This window comes from Nocardia sp. NPDC041819, from assembly GCF_055590505.1.
The window spans coordinates 20,984-38,910 of the sequence record NZ_JBVJAP010000008.1; the positions used below are offsets into that span (position 1 = coordinate 20,984).

The 17,927-nt window shown below is 66.2% G+C and carries 19 protein-coding genes and 1 pseudogene; 12 read left to right on the forward strand and 8 right to left on the reverse strand.

Annotated elements, in window-relative coordinates; all coding sequences use genetic code 11:
• Entirely contained in the window at positions 1-969 is a 969-nt protein-coding gene (locus ACZ6DL_RS22415; protein ID WP_466053847.1) for an RNA polymerase subunit sigma-70, read from the reverse strand.
• Positions 970-1,198: 229 nt separating this feature from the next.
• On the opposite strand from ACZ6DL_RS22415, the gene ACZ6DL_RS22420 reads away from it, so the two are divergent.
• Positions 1,199-1,963 (forward strand): SDR family NAD(P)-dependent oxidoreductase, encoded by a 765-nt coding sequence (locus ACZ6DL_RS22420; RefSeq protein WP_466053848.1) that lies wholly within the window; start codon positions 1,199-1,201, stop codon positions 1,961-1,963.
• Positions 1,964-1,992: 29 nt separating this feature from the next.
• Positions 1,993-2,751: a DUF899 domain-containing protein gene (locus ACZ6DL_RS22425; RefSeq protein ID WP_466053850.1), complete on the forward strand. Its 759-nt coding sequence runs from the start codon at positions 1,993-1,995 to the stop codon at positions 2,749-2,751.
• Positions 2,752-2,842: 91 nt separating this feature from the next.
• Here the strand turns inward: ACZ6DL_RS22425 and ACZ6DL_RS22430 are convergent, their stop codons facing one another.
• Genes ACZ6DL_RS22430 through ACZ6DL_RS22440 form a run of 3 tightly spaced genes read right to left on the reverse strand, consistent with a single transcriptional unit; the run spans position 2,843 to position 5,955 of the window.
• Positions 2,843-4,006: a sulfotransferase family protein gene (locus ACZ6DL_RS22430; RefSeq protein WP_466053852.1), complete on the reverse strand. Its 1,164-nt coding sequence runs from the start codon at positions 4,004-4,006 to the stop codon at positions 2,843-2,845.
• Positions 4,007-4,015: 9 nt separating this feature from the next.
• The gene (locus ACZ6DL_RS22435) at positions 4,016-4,792 is read right to left on the reverse strand and encodes an SDR family oxidoreductase (RefSeq protein ID WP_040866449.1); all 777 of its coding nucleotides are present in this window, start codon (positions 4,790-4,792) and stop codon (positions 4,016-4,018) included.
• Entirely contained in the window at positions 4,792-5,955 is a 1,164-nt protein-coding gene (locus tag ACZ6DL_RS22440) for a hypothetical protein (RefSeq protein WP_466053853.1), read from the reverse strand. Before ACZ6DL_RS22440 ends, ACZ6DL_RS22435 begins: the two co-directional genes overlap by 1 nt.
• 84 nt (positions 5,956-6,039) lie before the next feature.
• Here ACZ6DL_RS22440 and ACZ6DL_RS22445 point away from each other — a divergent pair, with 84 nt between their 5' ends.
• From ACZ6DL_RS22445 to cysC, 3 genes are read left to right on the forward strand one after another with little or no spacing between them, the layout of a single operon-like run.
• A complete protein-coding gene (locus ACZ6DL_RS22445; protein ID WP_466053854.1) occupies positions 6,040-6,939 on the forward strand; it encodes a helix-turn-helix domain-containing protein in 900 nt (299 codons plus the stop codon).
• Between the two features lie 9 nt (positions 6,940-6,948).
• Positions 6,949-7,881, forward strand: a complete 933-nt coding sequence (cysD, locus tag ACZ6DL_RS22450) for a sulfate adenylyltransferase subunit CysD (RefSeq protein ID WP_393236120.1) — start codon at positions 6,949-6,951, stop codon at positions 7,879-7,881.
• Positions 7,881-9,716, forward strand: coding sequence for an adenylyl-sulfate kinase (gene cysC, locus ACZ6DL_RS22455; protein ID WP_466053855.1), 1,836 nt, complete (start codon positions 7,881-7,883; stop codon positions 9,714-9,716). Before cysD ends, cysC begins: the two co-directional genes overlap by 1 nt.
• Positions 9,717-9,813: 97 nt before the next feature.
• Here the strand turns inward: cysC and ACZ6DL_RS22460 are convergent, their stop codons facing one another.
• The gene (locus ACZ6DL_RS22460) at positions 9,814-10,101 is read right to left on the reverse strand and encodes a hypothetical protein (RefSeq protein ID WP_466053857.1); all 288 of its coding nucleotides are present in this window, start codon (positions 10,099-10,101) and stop codon (positions 9,814-9,816) included.
• A 203-nt stretch (positions 10,102-10,304) separates the two neighbouring features.
• Between ACZ6DL_RS22460 and ACZ6DL_RS22465 the strand changes: the two genes are divergently transcribed.
• The 7 genes and pseudogenes from ACZ6DL_RS22465 to ACZ6DL_RS22495 all read left to right on the forward strand — a co-directional run bounded on the left by ACZ6DL_RS22465 (position 10,305) and on the right by ACZ6DL_RS22495 (position 15,176).
• Positions 10,305-11,045: an ABC transporter ATP-binding protein gene (locus tag ACZ6DL_RS22465; RefSeq protein ID WP_466053859.1), complete on the forward strand. Its 741-nt coding sequence runs from the start codon at positions 10,305-10,307 to the stop codon at positions 11,043-11,045.
• Positions 11,042-12,373 carry a hypothetical protein gene (locus tag ACZ6DL_RS22470; RefSeq protein WP_466053861.1) on the forward strand — a complete coding sequence of 444 codons (1,332 nt, stop codon included), beginning with the start codon at positions 11,042-11,044 and terminating at the stop codon, positions 12,371-12,373. Before ACZ6DL_RS22465 ends, ACZ6DL_RS22470 begins: the two co-directional genes overlap by 4 nt.
• 23 nt (positions 12,374-12,396) lie before the next feature.
• The gene (locus tag ACZ6DL_RS22475; protein ID WP_396985145.1) at positions 12,397-12,996 is read left to right on the forward strand and encodes a hypothetical protein; all 600 of its coding nucleotides are present in this window, start codon (positions 12,397-12,399) and stop codon (positions 12,994-12,996) included.
• Positions 12,997-13,291: 295 nt separating this feature from the next.
• A complete protein-coding gene (locus ACZ6DL_RS22480; protein WP_396985143.1) occupies positions 13,292-13,624 on the forward strand; it encodes a hypothetical protein in 333 nt (110 codons plus the stop codon).
• Between the two features lie 63 nt (positions 13,625-13,687).
• Positions 13,688-14,122 carry a hypothetical protein gene (locus ACZ6DL_RS22485; RefSeq protein ID WP_466053864.1) on the forward strand — a complete coding sequence of 145 codons (435 nt, stop codon included), beginning with the start codon at positions 13,688-13,690 and terminating at the stop codon, positions 14,120-14,122.
• Between the two features lie 76 nt (positions 14,123-14,198).
• Positions 14,199-14,438: pseudogene (locus tag ACZ6DL_RS22490) on the forward strand (adenylyl-sulfate kinase); the annotation flags it as partial.
• Between the two features lie 228 nt (positions 14,439-14,666).
• A complete protein-coding gene (locus tag ACZ6DL_RS22495; protein ID WP_466053866.1) occupies positions 14,667-15,176 on the forward strand; it encodes a helix-turn-helix domain-containing protein in 510 nt (169 codons plus the stop codon).
• A gap of 19 nt (positions 15,177-15,195) precedes the next feature.
• Here ACZ6DL_RS22495 and ACZ6DL_RS22500 read toward each other — a convergent pair whose 3' ends face one another.
• Genes ACZ6DL_RS22500 through ACZ6DL_RS22510 form a run of 3 tightly spaced genes read right to left on the reverse strand, consistent with a single transcriptional unit; the run spans position 15,196 to position 17,874 of the window.
• Positions 15,196-16,182 carry an FAD-dependent monooxygenase gene (locus ACZ6DL_RS22500; protein WP_466053867.1) on the reverse strand — a complete coding sequence of 329 codons (987 nt, stop codon included), beginning with the start codon at positions 16,180-16,182 and terminating at the stop codon, positions 15,196-15,198.
• A 4-nt stretch (positions 16,183-16,186) separates the two neighbouring features.
• Entirely contained in the window at positions 16,187-17,323 is a 1,137-nt protein-coding gene (locus ACZ6DL_RS22505) for a hypothetical protein (protein WP_466053869.1), read from the reverse strand.
• Entirely contained in the window at positions 17,320-17,874 is a 555-nt protein-coding gene (locus tag ACZ6DL_RS22510; protein WP_466053871.1) for a M48 family metalloprotease, read from the reverse strand. The genes ACZ6DL_RS22505 and ACZ6DL_RS22510 overlap by 4 nt, the downstream gene beginning before the upstream one ends.
• Positions 17,875-17,927 lie beyond the last annotated feature (53 nt).

Sequence of the window (17,927 nt, forward strand, 5' to 3'; positions counted from 1 at the left end):
TCAGTTGCCCGAGCGCTCCGCGAGGCGGGTCGGCGGCATGCCGAAAGCGTCGAACAACGTTGGTTCGAGAAAGACGGTGATCGCGGCGACCCCGTCGGCGCCGGTGGTGATCACGTGGATCGAATGGGCTTCCAGGAGGCCGCCCGCGCCGCGACGGTATTCCGCCACAGCGGGTTGTCCGTTCGCGGCCGTCGGGATCAGCACGAGATCGCCGGGCTCGGCGAAGGCACGCTTGGCCAGGAACCGGGTCACCGCCTCGCGCCCGGTGAACCACAGTGGCACCGGCGGCATTTCGAGCCGGACATCGGCCGCCAGTAGCTCGGTGAGCGCGGCGAGGTCTGCGTTCTCGAAGGCCGCGCAGTAACGGTCGAGCAGTTCGCGGCGGTCGGCGTCCTCCGGTTCGGTCGCGTTGTCGCCGGTGGGGGCGACCTCGGCGAGTCGTGCCCTGGCCCGCTGCAGGGCGCTGTTCACCGCGGCCTGCGTCGTTTCGAGCAGCTCCGCTACTTCGGCGGCACTGAACTGTGCGACGTCGCGCAGGATCAACACGGCCCGCTGACGCGCGGGCAACTCCTGCATGGCCGTCACCACGGCCAGCCGGATGCTTTCCCTGGTGACGAATGCCGTTTCCGGTGTCAACGCGTCCGGCAGTGGTTGCATCCATTCATATGTCCCGCCATCGCGGTCGAGACCCGCGTCTGGGTCGGCCGAGCCGGCGCCCAGACCGGCGGGCAGCACCCGCCGCGCACGATTCTCCAGTGCGCGCAGGCACGCGGTCGTCGCGATGCGGTACAACCACGTGCGCAGCGCCGCCCGCTCCTCGAACGCGGCATAGCCGCGCCAGCCGCGCAGGTACGTCTCCTGGACGAGATCCTCGGCGTCGTGCACCGAACCGAGCATGCGATAGCAGTGCGCGATCAGTTCGGCGCGCAACGGCGCCGCCTGCTCGATGAAATCCTCCTGGACCGGCACGGTCGTACTCCTAGGTCTCGACGTGGCGGGGATGGGCACCCCTACCAGTACTGATACGTCCGGCGGACGAAATTCATCGGTCGGCTCGTCACCGATTACCCCGGGAAAGCGGGCCGCGTCGTGGACCCGGAGATCGATCGGTCGGCGCCGCACCGATGAATCGCGGCGGCTCCACGTATCCGAATTGGTGAGGACCTCGAGCACATCACCGACAGAAGTGGAGACGACCGTGAACGAAACAACCGAACCCGGCGACCTACAGGGCACCACGTCGATCGTGACCGGAGCAGGCCGTGGATTCGGCCGAGGTATCGCCAGGGCGCTGGCGGCTGCCGGCGCGCAGGTCGTCGGCGTGGCCCGCACCGGCGCGCAGCTCGATGCGGTGCGCGACGAACTCGGCGGCCGCTTCACCGCCGTGGCCGCCGACGCGGCCGACCCCGCGACCGCAAGCCGGCTCCTCCACGAGTACCGCCCGCGCACGGTGGTCCTGTGCGCGGGCGCCGTTCCGCGCATGAGTCCCGTGCAGGATCAGACGTGGGAGACCTTCAGCGAGAACTGGAATGTCGACGTGGCCCAAGCGTTCCACTGGATTCGCGAAGCGCTGCGCCGGCCGCTGGCGCCGGGTAGCTCGGTGATCGCGATCTCCAGCGGGGCCGCGATCAACGGGTCGCCGCTGAGCGGCGGCTACGCGGGGGCGAAGGCCACCGTGCGGCTCATCACGAGCTATGCCGCCGTCGAGTCGGAACGGGCGGAGCTGGGGATCAGGTTCGTGTCCGTTCTCCCGCAGTTGACGCCGGCCACCGATCTGGGCGCCGCGGCGGTGGCGGCCTACGCCGAACGGCAAGGCGTCGATGCCGACACGTTCGCGCGGTCCATGGGACCCGCCCTCACCCCGGAGCAGGTGGGCAAGTCGGTTCTCGAGATCGCGACCGCCGCGCACCCGGTCCACCACGCGAACACGCTCACCGCCGCGGGCATATCACCGCTGGCCTGAACCACGCAATCGAAAGGAAGCCCAACACGATGAACACACCGTCGATCGTCTCGGCACAGGAGTGGGAGGCAGCGTGGCAGCGGCTGCTGGTGAAAGAGAAGGAGTGGACCCGCGCCCGTGACGCACTGGCCGCCGCGCGGCGGCGGATGCCATGGCAGGCCGTGGACAAGGAGTACGCGTTCGAAGGACCCGACGGCAAGGCGAGCCTGCTCGACCTGTTCCAGGGCAGGCGTCAGCTGATCGTCTACCGCGCCTTCTTCGAGCCCGGCGTGAGCGGCTGGCCCGACCATGCCTGCCGTGGCTGCTCGATGATGGCCGATCATCTCCCCCACCTGGCCCACCTGAACGCCCGCGACACCACCCTCGTGTACGCATCCCGGGCGCCGCAGGCCGACATCGAGCGCGTGCGGGCCCGGATGGGCTGGCAGATGCCGTGGTACACCATCACCGACGACTTCGACGCCGACTTCGGCGTGGACGAATGGCACGGCACGAACGCGTTCATCCACGACGGCGACAGCGTGTTCCGCACCTACTTCATCAACAACCGCGGCGACGAGGCGCTGGGCACCACGTGGAGCTACCTCGACATGACCGCGCTGGGACGCCAGGAGCGCTGGGAGGACTCACCGGAGGGCTACCCGCAGACCCCGCCTTACGAATGGTGGGACTGGCACGACACCTACGGCAGGCACACGCCGTCGCGGTGGTTCGGCGACCCCGATCCGGACAATCCCGACGACCAACGGCCGCCGCGCGCAGACTCGCCGGGCTGCGCCTGCCCATGATCGACGGCGCCGTGCGCCGGTAGGCGCTTCGCCGTCACGACCGCGCACTCCCTGGTGCGGGTCGTGACGGCGACGCCGGTGGCCGAGCGGGTCACCGCCCCGGGAAATGGGCCTCCCGATACGCGCCGAACCGGGCGTCCACCTGCTCGGAAGTGAGCCCGAAATCATCCAGGGTGTAGCGGTGCGCCGGACGAGCGGCGCCCGACGTGCTCTCCGAATGCAACGCGGCCATCGCCGCGCGCGCCTCGCCGGTCAGCGGCAGCCCGAAATGCCGGTAGATCGACTCGACGGTGCCGATCGGGTCGGCGACGAAGGCGTCGTAGTCGACGTCGCAGAACTGCGCCGCGTCGTGGCGCTTGCGGTCGACGAGGAACCGCTCCGCGCCGCGCGCCCACAGATCCAGCTGCGTCGCGCCGACCACGGGACCACGGAACTTCTCCGACCAGCCCGCCGTCGCCTGCTCGTTCAAGCTGCACACCGACGCGATGATGGTGCGCGGATCGCGATGCATCTGGATGACCAGTGCGTCCGGATAGACCTCGAAGATGGCGTCCAGCGCGAACAGGTGGCTCGGGTTCTTCAACACCCATCGTTTTCCGGCATCCGGCAGCCCGATCAGCTGGAGATTGCGCCGGTGCCTGCGGTAGGCGGGCGTCCAATCACGGTCGCGCAACCACTCGGAATAGGTGGGCAGGTAGGCCAGGCATTCGTAGGACACCGACATGGCCGACTGCCGCAGCAGCTGCCAGCACTCCTCCACCTGGTCTGCCGAGATGTGGTGCACGCCCATGAATTCCGGATGCTCCACATGGTGCTTGTCGTAGGCGGCCGCGAGACGCTGGTACACGGGATTGCTCGCCCAGGTCTCCCGCGGCGGGCGCGGCTGCGGCATCTCGGTCAGCCACATCTCCAGGCCTTGGTGGCCCGGGTCGGCGTTGAGCAGGCGGTGCACCGCCGTCGTTCCGGAACGCGGCAGGCCGGTCACGAAGATCGGCCGTTCGATCGCCACGTCGGCGTGCCGCGGGTGCTGCTTCCAGGCGGCCTCGCTGAGCAGCCGGGCGATCAAGGCGCCGCGCAGGAAGGCGCGGTTGACCTTGTTGCCGAAGGGGGTGAGTTCGGCGTCTCGGGCATAGGACTCGAGCAGCACCCCGAGTCCCTCGCGGTAGTCGTCGGTGCCGAAATCCTCCAGCCCGACCACCTTCGTCGCCGAGGCGTGCAGATCGTCGATGGTTCCGACGTCGTCCCTACCGATCACGGTCATCTCCTAGTGGTGGTATTCGCCGGCGTTGACGTCCAGGCACGCGCCGGTGATCGCGCGCGCCATGGCGGAGGCGAAGAACACGACCGCGTCGGCGATCTCGTCGGGTTCGGGCAGCTTGCGCAGGTCGGTGGTCTTCGCGGTCTCGGCGTAGACCTCCTCGGAAGTGATCCCGCGCTGCTGCGCGAGATAGTTGAAATACCACTTCAGGTTGTCGGCCCAGATGTAGCCCGGCGCGACGGAATTCACCCGGATGCCCTTCGGCCCGAGTTCGGTGGCCAGGCTCTGGGCCAGCGCGAGCAGGCTGGCCTTGGCCATCTTGTAGGGCCCGAAGGTCCGCCGCGAGTGGCGCAGCACCGCCGAGTTGATCATCACGACCGAACCCTTGGTCTCCGCGAGAGCGGGCACGAACAGCCTGGTCAGGCGCAGCGCGGCCAGCACGTTCGTCTCGAAGCCCGCGCGCACCTGGTCCAGGTCGACGTCGGCGAGGTCGACGATGGGCGGGATCGCGAAGGCATTGTTCACCAGCGTGTCGACCTTGCCGAACGCGCTGTGCGCGGCCTCCACCAGATGGGCCGCCGCCGCCTCGTCGTTGATATCGGTCGGCACCACCACCGCGCGCCTGCCCAGTTCGGTGATCTCCTTCGCCACCTCCGTCAGTCGCGACTCGGTCCGGGACGCGAGCACGACGTCCGCGCCCGCTTTCGCGCTCTGCACGGCGATCGCGCGCCCCAGTCCCGGCCCCACGCCGGAGACGACGACCACTTTGTCCTGCAACAACATCAGCCGAGCATCCTCTCCGCGACGGCGACCTGACGCGCCGCGATCCGGGCCCGCCACTGCTCCGGCGTGACGCGCGCCTGCTCGTAGAACGGCAAGCGGGCGGGCAGGTCGGCGGCCGGCACCAGTTCCACGGTCGGCCCGTCGTCGGGTTTCATCTCCCGGGACAACCGCTGCCAGCGGAACTGCAGGTATCCCCTGGCGTGCCCGGTGCGCTCGATCCAGTTCGCCACGCCGGGGTCGCGCTCGCTCACCACCAGCCGGATCATCCCGTCCGGGTCCACCTGCGCCTGGTCGGCGGTGAGGCTGGTCTGGTGGTTGATGTAGTCCAGCGACAGGTACCACATGCTGCCCAGCTGGAAGCCCTGGTAGGGCGCGTCGGACTTCGGCACCGTGATGATCATGGCCTGGTCGTCGTCCAGGTCGTAGTGACCGACCGAGGAGAACTGCGTGCTCAATCCGCCCGGAGTCTGCCTGGGCTCGGTCAGCGTGTTGACCGGCAGGTTCAGATAGAACCACTCCGGGAAGGCGAGGAAGGTCTTCAACCGCGACACCAGCATCTTGCCCGCCACGCCGTACCGCTTGGTCATCACGTCCTTGGTCAACGGCGGCGGCGCGTCACCGATCCGGTCCACCCGCTGGATGCGGATCGTGCCCGCCTTCTCGGTCGTCCAATCGCTGTGCACCTCCCGGACCACGAGCATCGCCGCGTCGGCGCCCAGGTGCACGTAGCCGGGTCCGGCTTCACCGGGTCCGAACCGGATCTCGTAGGACCCGTCGGGGCGGATGTCGAGTTCACGGTCGTCGAAGGCGGTGAGGCTGTCGGGTACGTCCACCGGCGAGTAGTTGCCGTTGAGCACCTGGAAGCTCAGGTCGCGGGTGGTGCCGCGGGTGCCGGTCACCACGTATTCCGCGTCCGGCCGCAGATAGGAGTGGAAGTACAGGGTGTCGGGGTTGTCCAGGCCCATCTTGGTGTAGGGGCCGGTGGACATCACGAAGAACGGGAAGTCCCGCTCGTAGGCCCAGGCCATCTGCAACGACGCGCGGATGCTGCCCGCCAGATAGTCGTAGCCCTCCACGAGGTCCTGTTCGGTGCGGATGTGCGCGGCTCCGGTGATGATCTGCTCGGCGGCGGCGATGGCGTCCGCGAACGGCTGTGTCAGCAAGAGGCTCTCTCCGGTGTTCCAAATATGTACCACTCTGGTACATTTCGATAGAGGCAAGATTAGAACGTGTTCTAGGAGTGGTCAATGGTCGGCCGACGGTCCGCACCCACCGCCCGGGTGGTTCAGGTCCTGGATTTCTTCGTCGAACAGCGCGGGAAACGCTTCGGGCTCTCCGAGCTCGCCCGCGAGCTCGACCTGGCCAAGCCGACCTGCCTGGGCATCCTCACCGAGCTGACCTCGGGCGGCTACCTGGTGCGCGATGCGGGCACGGTCACCTACGGGCTCGGGCCGGCGCTGATCGCCGCGGGCCGGGTGGCGCAGGACAGCTTCGCGATTTCCGCGCTCGCCCGCGTCGAGCTGGAGAAACTCTCCGCGCGCTACCACACCACCTGCACCGCGTCGGCGGTGGTCGGCGAGCAGATCATGGTGCTGGAGAGCACCGGACCCGGCCTGGTGAAGGTGGGCGCGGCCTACCATTTCGCGCCGCCGGTCGGCCTGATGTACGTGCTCTGGGACGCCGACGCGGCGTTCGACGCCTGGCTGGCCAAACCCCCGGCGGTGCCGCTGCGACAGGACGAGGAGCGACTGCGCCAGGTCGTCGCCGAATGCCGCGAGCGCGGATTCCTGGTGGAGAGCATGACCACGGCCGGGCGGCGGCTGTACTCGCTGCTGGCCGGCGTCGCTGACCGCGATCTGCCGCCCGAGCTGCGCGAACTGGTCGGCGAGCTGGTGACCAGCCTGGGCGAGCGGGTGTATCTCGGCTCGGATCTGCGGCCACGCAAAGAACACGCGGTGAGCCTGCTCGCCGCGCCGACCTACGACGGTGACGGCAGGCAGAACATGGTGCTCACGATGTACGTCGGCCGTTCCGTCACCGGGGCCGAGATCGCGCGCCGTGGCGCGGCGCTGGTGGCGGCCGCCGACGCGGTGACGGCGAATTCGGGCGGGCGCAAACCATTGACCGATAACCGAAACGTGTTCTAGTTTTGCGATGTGAGCCAGTACGCGAAGTCGACGGCGAGCACCTACGAGCTGCCCCATCTGGACGCGCTCGAGGCCGAGTCGGCGCACATATTCCGTGAAGTGGCAGCGACATTCGAGCGCCCGGTGTTGCTGTTCTCCGGCGGCAAGGACTCGGTGGTGATGCTGCACCTGGCGGCGAAGGCCTTCTGGCCGGCGCCGCTGCCGTTTCCGGTGCTGCACATCGACACCGGGCACAATTTCGACGAGGTGATCGCCTACCGCGACCAGACGGTGGCACGGCTGGGCCTGCGCCTGGTGGTCGGGCGAGTGCAGGACGACATCGACGCGGGGCGCGTGGTCGAGGAGACCGGGCCGCGCGCCTCCCGCAACCGATTGCAGACGACGACGCTGCTGCGCTCGATCCAGGAAGGAGCGTTCGACGCGGTCTTCGGCGGCGCGCGCCGCGACGAGGAGAAGGCCCGCGCCAAGGAGCGGGTGTTCAGTTTCCGCGACGAGTACGGCCAGTGGGATCCGCGCAGGCAGCGCCCCGAGCTGTGGAACCTCTACAACGGCAGGCACCGCGCAGGCGAGCACATCCGGGTGTTCCCGCTGTCGAACTGGACCGAGCTGGACATCTGGAGCTACATCGCCGCCGAAGGCATCGAGCTGCCCCCGCTCTATTACGCGCACCGCAGGCCGGTGGTGCAGCGCGACGGAATGCTGTTGGCGCACACCCGCTTTCTCGAACTGCTCGACGGCGAGGAGCCCTACGAGTCCACCGTGCGGTTCCGCACGGTCGGCGACGCGACCTGCACCGGCTGCGTCGAATCCACCGCGGCCACACCCGCGGAGGTGGTCGCCGAGGTCGCCGCGGCGCGGGTCACCGAGCGCGGCGCCACCCGCGCCGACGACCGCATCTCCGAGGCAGGCATGGAAGACCGCAAACGCGAAGGCTACTTCTGATGACGACCACATTGTTGCGCCTGGCCACCGCGGGCAGCGTCGACGACGGCAAGTCCACGCTGATCGGCAGGCTGCTGTTCGACTCCAAGACGCTGTTCACCGATCAGCTCGCCGCGGTGGAGCGCACCAGCCGCGACCGCGGCGACGACTATCCCAACCTCGCCCTGCTCACCGACGGCCTGCGCGCCGAACGCGAACAGGGCATCACGATCGACGTGGCGCATCGCTATTTCGCCACGCCGAGAAGAAAATTCATCATCGCCGACACTCCGGGGCACGTGCAGTACACCCGCAACATGGTGACCGGCGCTTCCACCGCCGACCTGGCGCTGATCCTGGTCGACGCCCGAAAGGGCGTGGTGGAGCAGACCCGCAGGCACGCGTTCCTGGCCAGCCTGCTCGGCATCCCGCACCTGGTGCTGTGCGTGAACAAGATGGACCTGGTGGACTGGTCGCAGGAGCGGTTCGAGGAGATCCGCGAGGAGTTCGCGCGATTCGCGTCCAAACTGGACGTCTCCGACCTGACCTTCGTGCCGGTGTCGGCGCTGCACGGCGACAACATCGTGCACCGTGGCGCGAGCATGCCGTGGTACGAGGGCACTCCCCTGCTGCACCACCTGGAAGAGGTGCACATCGCCTCGGACCGCAACCTGATCGATGCGCGGTTCCCGGTGCAGTACGTCACCCGCAGCCACGCGCAGGATTTCCGCGGGTACGCGGGCACCGTGGCGGGCGGAGTCTTCAAGCCCGGCGACGAGGTGGCGGTGCTGCCGTCCGGTTTCACCACCACGGTCGAGGCGATCTGGGGGCCGGGCGGCGCGCCGGTCGCGGAAGCCTTTCCGCCGCAGGCGGTCACCATCCAGCTCGCCGACGAGCTGGATATCTCGCGCGGCGATCTGATCTGCCGTCCGAACAACCGCCCGACCGCGGGTCGCGATCTCGACGCGATGGTGTGCTGGTTCGCCGAGGACGCCCAGCTGACACCCGGCGCTACCTACACCATCCGGCACAGCACCCGCGCCGCGACCGCCGAGGTGCGCTCGCTGGACTACCGGCTGGACGTCAACACGCTGCATCGCGACGAGCACGCGGAGTCGTTGTCACTCAACGAGATCGGTCGCGTCCAGCTGCGCACACGGCAACCGTTGCTGTTCGACCCGTACCGCCGCAACCGTGCCACCGGCAGCTTCATCCTCGTCGACGACACCACCAACAACACCGTCGCCGCGGGCATGATCACCGGCCCGAGCCTGCCCTCCACCCGAGTGGTCTGGCACTCCACGGCCGTCGAGCGCGACGAGCGCGCCACCCGCGGCCTGACGGTCTGGCTGACCGGCTTGTCCGGGTCCGGAAAGTCCACCGTCGCGGTGGAACTGGAGCGCAGGCTGGTCGCCGCGGGCCGCCCGGCATTCCTCCTGGACGGCGACAACCTGCGCCACGGCCTCAACTCGGATCTCGGCTTCAGCACGGCCGACCGGGAGGAAAACGTCCGCCGCGTCGGCGAAGTGGCGAAACTGTTCGCCGAAGCCGGCGTGGTCGCGGTGGTTTCACTGATCAGCCCCTACCGCGCCGACCGCGACCGCGTTCGCGCCGCCCACGAAGCGGCAGGCATCCCCTTCCTGGAAGTGTTCGTCGACACGCCACTTGCGGTCTGCGAAGCCCGCGACCCCAAGGGCATGTACGCCAAAGCCCGCGCGGGCGAGATCCGCGGCTTCACCGGCATCGACGACCCCTACGAAGCACCCACCGAAGCCGAGATCGTCCTACGGCCCGACCACGGTGACCCGGCCTCGATGGCCACGACGATCATCGCCCGGTTGACACGATTGGATTGATCCCGCCTCGGCGCAGACTATCCGGAGATCAGCAGCGGTTCGGGCGCTGATCTCCGGATCTACCGCTTCAGCTCTGAGGACCACGGCGCCCTCGCAGTCAGCGGACGATATCCGCGCTCGGAATGGTGTACCGGATGCGGTCGGTGTTGTGCGGCTCCGCCTTGAGATCGACCACCGTCGAGTCACCGACCTGTTCGACCAGGTCCACGCCGATCTCAACGGGCACTGGGTAGGCCGAGTCCGACCTCAAGTCGTCGGCGCCGAAGATCCACACTTTGTCGATCAAGCTGTGCGTAACACCATCGGCGTCGGTGAACTGTACCTCGATGACGCCAGGCTGAGTATCCGACACCCATCGAACGGCGTTCCCCCATATCATGGCCATTTGATCAGTATGCCAGCGATCCACCGCGGCACGAAACGGCGAACGCTTCCGCCGGCCGCCGGGTGGTCCCCGCAGCCAACCAGCGGATCCCCGATCACAGCCACCGAGGGCAATACTTTCGTATAGGCTGTTCATCCGGAATTCCTCGCGCTATTGTGCTTTCAGCGAATCGTGGGGGTTGGTATGGGGGATAGTGTGCAATCATGAGCTTGTTGATCAATGATGTGAGCTTCTCTTATGGAGCTCGATCGGTGCTGCGCGGCGTGACGTGGGAGCTCGAGCAAGGTGTGACGATGCTCCTCGGTTCCAACGGCGCAGGCAAGTCGACATTACTCGGACTGGTCGCAACCAAGTTCGCTCTGACGGCCGGCGGCATCACCGCCGACGGACGTTCTTGGTCCGACCCAAGCGATCTGGAAGCCATCCGGCGGCGCATCGGGTGGGTGCCCCAGGCATTGGACGTGGATCGCGCGATGCGTGTACGCGAATTCGTGTCCTACTGCGGATGGTTACGCGGCATGTCCAGTCGGGAATCAGTCGCGGCAGCAAGCCGAGCGCTGGAGCGGATGGATCTCGGAGCGCGCGCGAACGACCGGATTCGACACCTGTCCGGTGGCATGCAACGCCGGGCGCTGATCGCCGCCGGGATCGTGCATTCACCGTCGATTCTGATCCTCGACGAACCGACAGCTGGGCTGGATCCGAAGCATCGCCATTCCCTGAACACGATGATCCGCGCCTACGGCCGCGAGGGGGCTGTCATATTGGTATCCACCCATATTTCCGAGGACACCGAAGCAGCGGACCAGGTCGGCATCATCAGCAACGGACTATTGGTTGCCAACGACACACCGGCCGGTCTCCAAGCAACGTACGGTTCGATCTCGCAGGCATACATGGAACTGGCATCCGACGAGGAAGACGCTGGAGCGGTGTCCGCGTGAGAAATCTCGTGACTTACCTCGCAGGTGCACGCCCGATTCCCGCATCGGCGACTCTTGCGCTGTTTGCGCTGTCTCTCGCCTTCATGCAAATCGCCGACCCCATCGAACAATTCAGTGGGTACTGGCCCGGTATCGATGTCTCAACTGCGAGCCGAACCCTGATGGTCGGCGTTGGAGTCGCCGCAATTTCGGCGTGGGTGTCGCAACGATGGCCACTCCGACTTCGCATGGAGGCATCGGCACGAAGTGGATTGCAGATCGCGCTGCGCGACCTGATCCGCCTGTACGCGGTGGTCATGGCGCTGTTCTTCATCGACTACGCGATTCTAGTCGTCTACCGCTTCACCGGCGATGGCGCCGGATCTCCGAAGATTCCGGTCGTGATCGACGGTGCTGTGTGGCTTTTGTTCTGCGTTACGGTGGGATGGGCAGTCGGCACCGTGGTACGCAAGGCTGCTGCGGTCTTCATCGCGACGGCTGCCATGCTGTTACTGTCCGTGGGGTCGGTCATGGCCAATGACGGGCATATCGGATTTCCGTTGCTAGCCGGTCGGCAACTGGCCTCGCTGCCATCCTATGCCGTCGAGCTGTCGCCGGATTCAGCGGTGACAGTCGCCGGCATCGTCACCACTTTCCTCGTCGTAGTCTCGATCCTCGCCGCAACTACCCTGCGCCGACGTTCGTGGGCAACCATTGGTGCGGCACTATCGGTCGCGGTCGTGCTCCCGATCGCAGCCTCGGTAGTCACTGGCGGTAGCGCCTGGCTGCAACCTCGGGCCGCCGCGGCCGAACCCATCTGTGTCGGCACAGAATTGCAAGTGTGCTCTTGGGCAGAGGACACTCAGCGGCTGGCCGCATTGGAGCATGCGCTACCCCGACTTACCACGGCTATGCGGAACACCGGCTACCCACCCCCCCGACGACTGAGCGTATCCGGCGCGACCACCGACGCGACGGCGAAGATCTGTCCGTTCCGCACGGTGCAAGAAGGTATCGTCAATATACTGAGTCGGGTACCGGTGGAAAGTACTTCGTGTATCGGCTCGGACCAGTCGAAACAATGCCCCGGCGATGCCGCGCTTCGGGCGGACTACCTGGCCCTGAACCAGATCTACATGCGATGGCTCACCAATTTTCCGCTCGAGGCCGAGGGCCTGGTCTCACGCTACAGCGATGGAAGACCAACGGATGAGTACCTTGCCGCTGAGCGTGTGCGCGGTTGGCCGCTGGAGAACCAGTTCGCTTATATGTCGAAAGCATATCGAGCCATCGTGGACTGCGACGCCACATCGGTGCCCAGCTTGCTCGAAAGCGCTGGGCATCGGTGATGCCACTTGGCCAGTACCTCCGCATGCGAACGACGATCGATGCCGCGCCCTTCGTCATTGCATGTTTTCCGCTGATCGCGCTTGCGAATCAACAAATACCGAGGCTGTACGGACTGGAACACGGCGTCGGCATCAGTCCTGCCCGCCTCGTCCCGATCATCTTGGCCGGAGCGTTGATCGTCGCCACAGGCTCACGCCTCGGCGAATCGCATGAACACACGATATCCAGCAAACGGTTTGTGCGAGAACGCGCGCAAGTCGTGTCACTAGCAGTCGCTCTGGCGGCTCCGATAATCTGCGCGATCCGTCTTCAAGGCATCCCACTGGGAGGGGTCGTACGCGCAGGCTTCGACACCTCGCTCTTCTTCGGAATCGGCCTGTTGGCTTGCGTATATCTGCCCAGGCTGGTAGCACTAGCATTATCCATGCTTACATCATGGACGATCCAGACGCTGCCGTGGTGGTGGACTTTCTCGCCGGCGACGTGGACTGATATGAGGGGGTTCACCACACCCATCGCCCTCGGATCGATCTCGTTGCTCACGTTCGGTCTCGGCTCGATTTTGTGGCTCACTCAGGTGCCCCGAGCTCACTCCGTACGCTGGGAGCGATGGGCATACTAGGCAATGCCTTCAATGTCTTCGAGTGGCTCTGCGACTGGAATGCTCCAGATACCCCTCCTCGCACGTGACGTCGACTCGAACCCAGGCACGCAGAGACGCCGGATTCCATCCTTCTCGATCGGGACATTAATTCGAAAATTCTGGCCCGCAATACATTTCGATTGACAGTCAACCGGACCTGCGATACCGTCATTTTCGACGCCTCTTGCCGGGGCGTGTCAACTGGGAGGGTTTACGGGGGGGTTCGCCGATGATCGACCTTCTGCGTAAACGTCACACGTGAAGGCGGGCATTGATGAAAGTCATCGGTACTATTGCGATTTTCTGCAGTATCGCCGCACTGGCATTCGGGGGCGAAGCAGCTACGGCGCAGGAGGCTGTCGCACAGCCAGTTCCATCACCGTTCGAGTGCAAGTCGGATCGCAAGAGCGACACCGACATAGAGGTGAGATGCTACAACCTCAGTTCTGAAAGAACCTACCGCATCAGGGTCTCGATCGACTGCTCATATCAACCCGACCCGAGCCATGTGTTCACCATTTCGAGGAATGACGACGCTCGGGTCACGCTGTCGTGCAAGAAGCCGGGCAGCGCACGCGGCACGTTCAAATACGAGGTTATCCAATGAGCAGTGGATATCCACGCATGCATAGACACGGCCAACCACGCGACCGAGGATGAGCTAGATTAGATGATTCGGAAAATCCTTTCGACGATCCTACTTCTCGTCGCCTTCGTCACCACCGGATCGACACAAGGCCCCGCACTGGCGGCACCGGGTGTCGACGGACCACCCTTCGTCGCGGCCGGTGGGTACTATCCCGTCGGTCTGGGTTACTACCGTGGCGGGTCCAGCTTGGAGCCCAGGGACATGGACGTAAAAATTCGGGACGGCCTGGTACAAGTGACTCATGGTGTATCAATCCACCGCGACGCGTCGAAGGTCGAACGCTTCGGTGGAGCGTACGCGGTGATGAGCATCCCCTCGACGCTGAGGATCACCCAGCGTGAAACTGGGCGGGACAAAGAACACTTCGAGATTGCTCCCGCCGAACCGATGACTCTCGAGAATTACAAGGCAGAACTCCGACGTGTCGAGCTGAGGCTCGCCCAGCGCGTGGGTTGATATGTGGTCGGGTCGTTTCCGTCATCGGTACCGACCCGACCCGACCCGACCGGTTTAGACCATGATCGGAAACAGCCACCAGGCGGCAGACATCCCGTTCCTGGAAGTGTTCGTCGACACACCACTGGCCGTCTGCGAAGCCCGCGACCCCAAGGGCATGTACGCCAAAGCCCGCGCGGGCGAGATCCGCGGCTTCACCGGCATCGACGACCCCTACGAAGCACCCAGCGAAGCCGAGATCGTCCTACGGCCCGACCATGGCGACCCGGCCTCGATGGCCGCGACCATCATCGCCCGGCTGAGTCGTATGGACTGAGCATGCCTTCGGCTTCCCCGATTCGTCGCCGCCGGCTTCGTGGATCGGCTATCCCCTCCACAGTCGATACACGAAGCCGGCTTCCGGTGACATCTCCGTAATCGGTTCGGATACGAGCGTAGAGCGATAGGATCCGATTGTAAAGCGCTAAGCGACTAGCCGCTGCGCTCTGATCCTTTACCGGCGGATACCATGTTCGCACGGTGACGGGGCCGAATCGGGAGGTTGGTGGCACAGGTCGTGTCCGGCGAGGGATATGAGACCAGCGAGGAGCCGACGGAGGACGCCGGCCCCATCGCGCGGCACCTGAATCGGGTGATCGCCGCTGCCCAGCAGCGGGATTCACGCAGCTACTCCAACAAAGACATCGCCGAGCGCTCGACCGCGCTCGGTTATCCACTGAGCCCGGCCCAGGTTTCGCACATCCGGCTCGGACGAGTCCGCAACCCCAGTTTCCGCACGGTCGAGGGGATTTCCGTGGCACTGGGCGTCGACGTTCGGGAATTCCTCGACGGCGCGGCCGCGCAGCAAGCGGACGTCGAATCGCGGCTGGCCGCGGAGCTCTCCGAGGCGGGCGTGGAGGCGATCGGTTTCCGCCTGTCCGAACTCGGCACCTTGAACGAACTCGGCAGGTCGACGTTCGGCGCCATAGTCGGCAACATCCTGCGCGATCTCCAGCAGCACGAACTCTATCGCCGACCGGCCGCCGCGGAGGACGACGAGAAAACCGAGGGCTGAGGGTCGGCCGTCGCTCGTGTCAGAGCCGCAGATCCGCAGCCGAGACTTTCGGAGCGGGGCCCGGCCGATAGGTCGCCTGCGCGATCGGGCGGCGAACTTCCGTATAGGCCTCCAGCGCCGCGGCAATGGAGTCCGCGCTGCGCAGGGTCTTCGCCAAAACGATCGCATCCTCGATGGCGGAGGTCGCGCCACGCCCCGCCGCAGGCGAAACGGCATGCGCCGCATCGCCGATCAGGACGGTGTCGGCGTTGTGCCAGCTCCCCTCGGGTTCGAGTTCGTACAGTGCGATCGGAGCGCTCACCTCGGAACGCTCCAGCACCCGCACCACTGGGGTGGCCCGCAGCGCGTCGAGGAACACCTCCGGGTCGACCGCCGTGCCGGACGCGACGCTGCGCCTGCTGAACCAGAACGATCCATCGCGGTCGTCCCCCACATAGCCCGCTACCCCTTCGGGGTGCGACCAGAAGTGCAGGACGTGCGTCGGGAGCCCGGGCACCACGACCGGGCAATGACCGTAGCGGATCGATTGGCCGGTGTAGGCGGGCTCTCTTGCATCACCGAGCATGCGCCGCGTGGCCGAACGAGCACCGTCCGCGCCGACCAGCAGATCAGCCGTGCGCGAGCCGGGATCGACCCGCGTTCCGTATTCGCACGGGATGTCCGCTTCGTCCAAGCGTTCTCGCAACAAGGCCAGGAGATCCTTGCGCCAGATGTGGGTGCTGGACCAGCGATGACCGGGCTCGGTCCGGGCGAAGGAGTTCGTTCGCCCGGTGAGCGTGTCGACGGTGCTGACGCCGACGACCGGGAATCCGGCCGCTCTGACCATTTCGCCCAGGCCGATCTGATCGAGCGCGGTCGACGCCGCGGGGCCGAGGGTGACCCACCCGCCCACCTCGGCAGTGCGCGCCGCGGTCTCATAGACCTGCACCCGCGCACCGACTTTCGCCATCGCCAGGGCCGCGCACGCCCCTCCGACACCGCAACCGATGATCTCCGCTCGAAACATGCGGTCACACCTTCGCCGTGGGCCGAGCCCATTGCCGACGCACCCGAACCATGTTCTCCCCCAGGCGGGCCGCCAAGTCCACGAGCAGTTTGCGGTCGGCATCGAACGTATCAGCCTGGTCCACGGCCGCGCGGTGTGGTTCGCCGTACAGCACCGGCCGCTCGCGATTGGCCGCGGCGACGCGCTGGAGTTCACGCGCGTAACCGGAGACGGTGGCGGTCGATGTCGGATCGATCTGGGGGCTGAGCAGCATCAGCGCATCACGAATGTCGACCATCATCGCCTGCCGCCATTCCATGACGGCCGCCAAAGGCTGCCGGACGCGGAAGGCGGGCATCCGCCGTTCCGGAAGAAACCGGGTGATCACGCCGACCGCGAAACGCCACAGCCGCCACAGCAACAGAACGTCACGCAATGCCGCGAGGCCGACGGCCACCGCTCGTATCCGCATCACCAAGCCATACCAGGACACACCCAGAAGGAATACGAGCTGCCCCAGATAGACCTCCCACCGCCCTAGCGCGACGAGCGCTCGCGGTGGCCGTTCCGATGCCGCGTAGTACCCGAGCTGGACGGTGAAAGTCACCGTGGCGGCGAGCATCGACACCGCACCTATCGCGGCGAGCACGATTCCGTGGGCCGGCGTCCCCGAGAGCAAACGCAGATAGGCGAAGCAGTAGAAGACGATCAACATCCCGATCGGCAACGTGCTCACCTTCTCCCCGAGATTGAAGCCGACCACGGCGGGGTCGGCGAATCCGTAGGGTTTCGCGCCGGGGCCCGCGACGACCGCGCACACGGCCATGACGATGATCGACGCGGCAAGCGGGATACCGAGCCCGACCAGTATTTTCTTCGTCTGGGCGGTGTGCCGGGAGGCCAGCACGAAGAACGCGACGATGCAGGCCTTGGCTCCCACCAGCAGGACGGTCCCGACGAATTCGTAACCCATCGCGCTCAGCAACCACGGGTCCGGGCGGTTCTGGACGTACTCGCCGAAGGCATACCCCGACGCGAGGAAGAAGAAGGCCCCCACGACCGCGAGAAGAGCGACGTCCTTGTTGCGGCGGTATTGACTCGACTTCCAGATCATGGCGGCGGCGAACGCCGCGATGAGCCACCCGTGCGGTATGTAGATCACAGCCAGCCCATTCTCTCCTGCAACGGCAGTGACAGGTCTTCGGCCCGCTGTAAGGGCCGCAGCGCGCGTTGCCGATCGAGCACCCTGCCCACCTCGTACCCCCACCGCGCGAGCAGGTTCGCCGTGTACTCCGCCTCCCATTCCCGCTCCGGAGACATCGCCGAATGGCGGTGCACGTTCCCGGTCTCGTAGTGCCCGGCGATGATGTGCCCGAACTCGTGCCCGATCCCGTGGTCCTGATGCCAGGCGGGTGTCGCCTTCTGATACGCGATGACGTAGGTGTCGGGCGGCGCCGAAAGCTTCAACGTGATCGCGAAGAAGCAATCGACCGGCAGCAACTTCTCCTGCAGAAGCACTGTCGCGCCGGTGAATTCGCAATAGCGCTCGATCAGCTGGCGCATGGTCGGCAATTCACGCACCTTCATGCGCTGGAGCAGCAGGCGGGTGCGATGCTCGACCTCGCGAACCCGCGCCGGACTCGGGACGAAGCGAGCGTTTCCGTCCCGCGCGCTGTCGGCGGACCCCGCCATGTCACGCGCCGAGCGTCTCATGCGCCCGCGCCATACGGAACTCATCAGACCTCACCCCGCTGCCCGCCCCACCG

Coding starts and splice junctions, on each gene's coding strand:
- ACZ6DL_RS22425 (WP_466053850.1), top strand. CDS start 1,993: ATGAACACACCGTCGATCGTCTCGGCACAGGAGTGGGAGGCAGCGTGG.
- ACZ6DL_RS22435 (WP_040866449.1), bottom strand. CDS start 4,792: ATGTTGTTGCAGGACAAAGTGGTCGTCGTCTCCGGCGTGGGGCCGGGA.
- ACZ6DL_RS22445 (WP_466053854.1), top strand. CDS start 6,040: ATGGTCGGCCGACGGTCCGCACCCACCGCCCGGGTGGTTCAGGTCCTG.
- cysC (WP_466053855.1), top strand. CDS start 7,881: ATGACGACCACATTGTTGCGCCTGGCCACCGCGGGCAGCGTCGACGAC.
- ACZ6DL_RS22460 (WP_466053857.1), bottom strand. CDS start 10,101: ATGGCCATGATATGGGGGAACGCCGTTCGATGGGTGTCGGATACTCAG.
- ACZ6DL_RS22465 (WP_466053859.1), top strand. CDS start 10,305: ATGAGCTTGTTGATCAATGATGTGAGCTTCTCTTATGGAGCTCGATCG.
- ACZ6DL_RS22475 (WP_396985145.1), top strand. CDS start 12,397: ATGCGAACGACGATCGATGCCGCGCCCTTCGTCATTGCATGTTTTCCG.
- ACZ6DL_RS22480 (WP_396985143.1), top strand. CDS start 13,292: ATGAAAGTCATCGGTACTATTGCGATTTTCTGCAGTATCGCCGCACTG.
- ACZ6DL_RS22485 (WP_466053864.1), top strand. CDS start 13,688: ATGATTCGGAAAATCCTTTCGACGATCCTACTTCTCGTCGCCTTCGTC.
- ACZ6DL_RS22500 (WP_466053867.1), bottom strand. CDS start 16,182: ATGTTTCGAGCGGAGATCATCGGTTGCGGTGTCGGAGGGGCGTGCGCG.
- ACZ6DL_RS22510 (WP_466053871.1), bottom strand. CDS start 17,874: ATGAGACGCTCGGCGCGTGACATGGCGGGGTCCGCCGACAGCGCGCGG.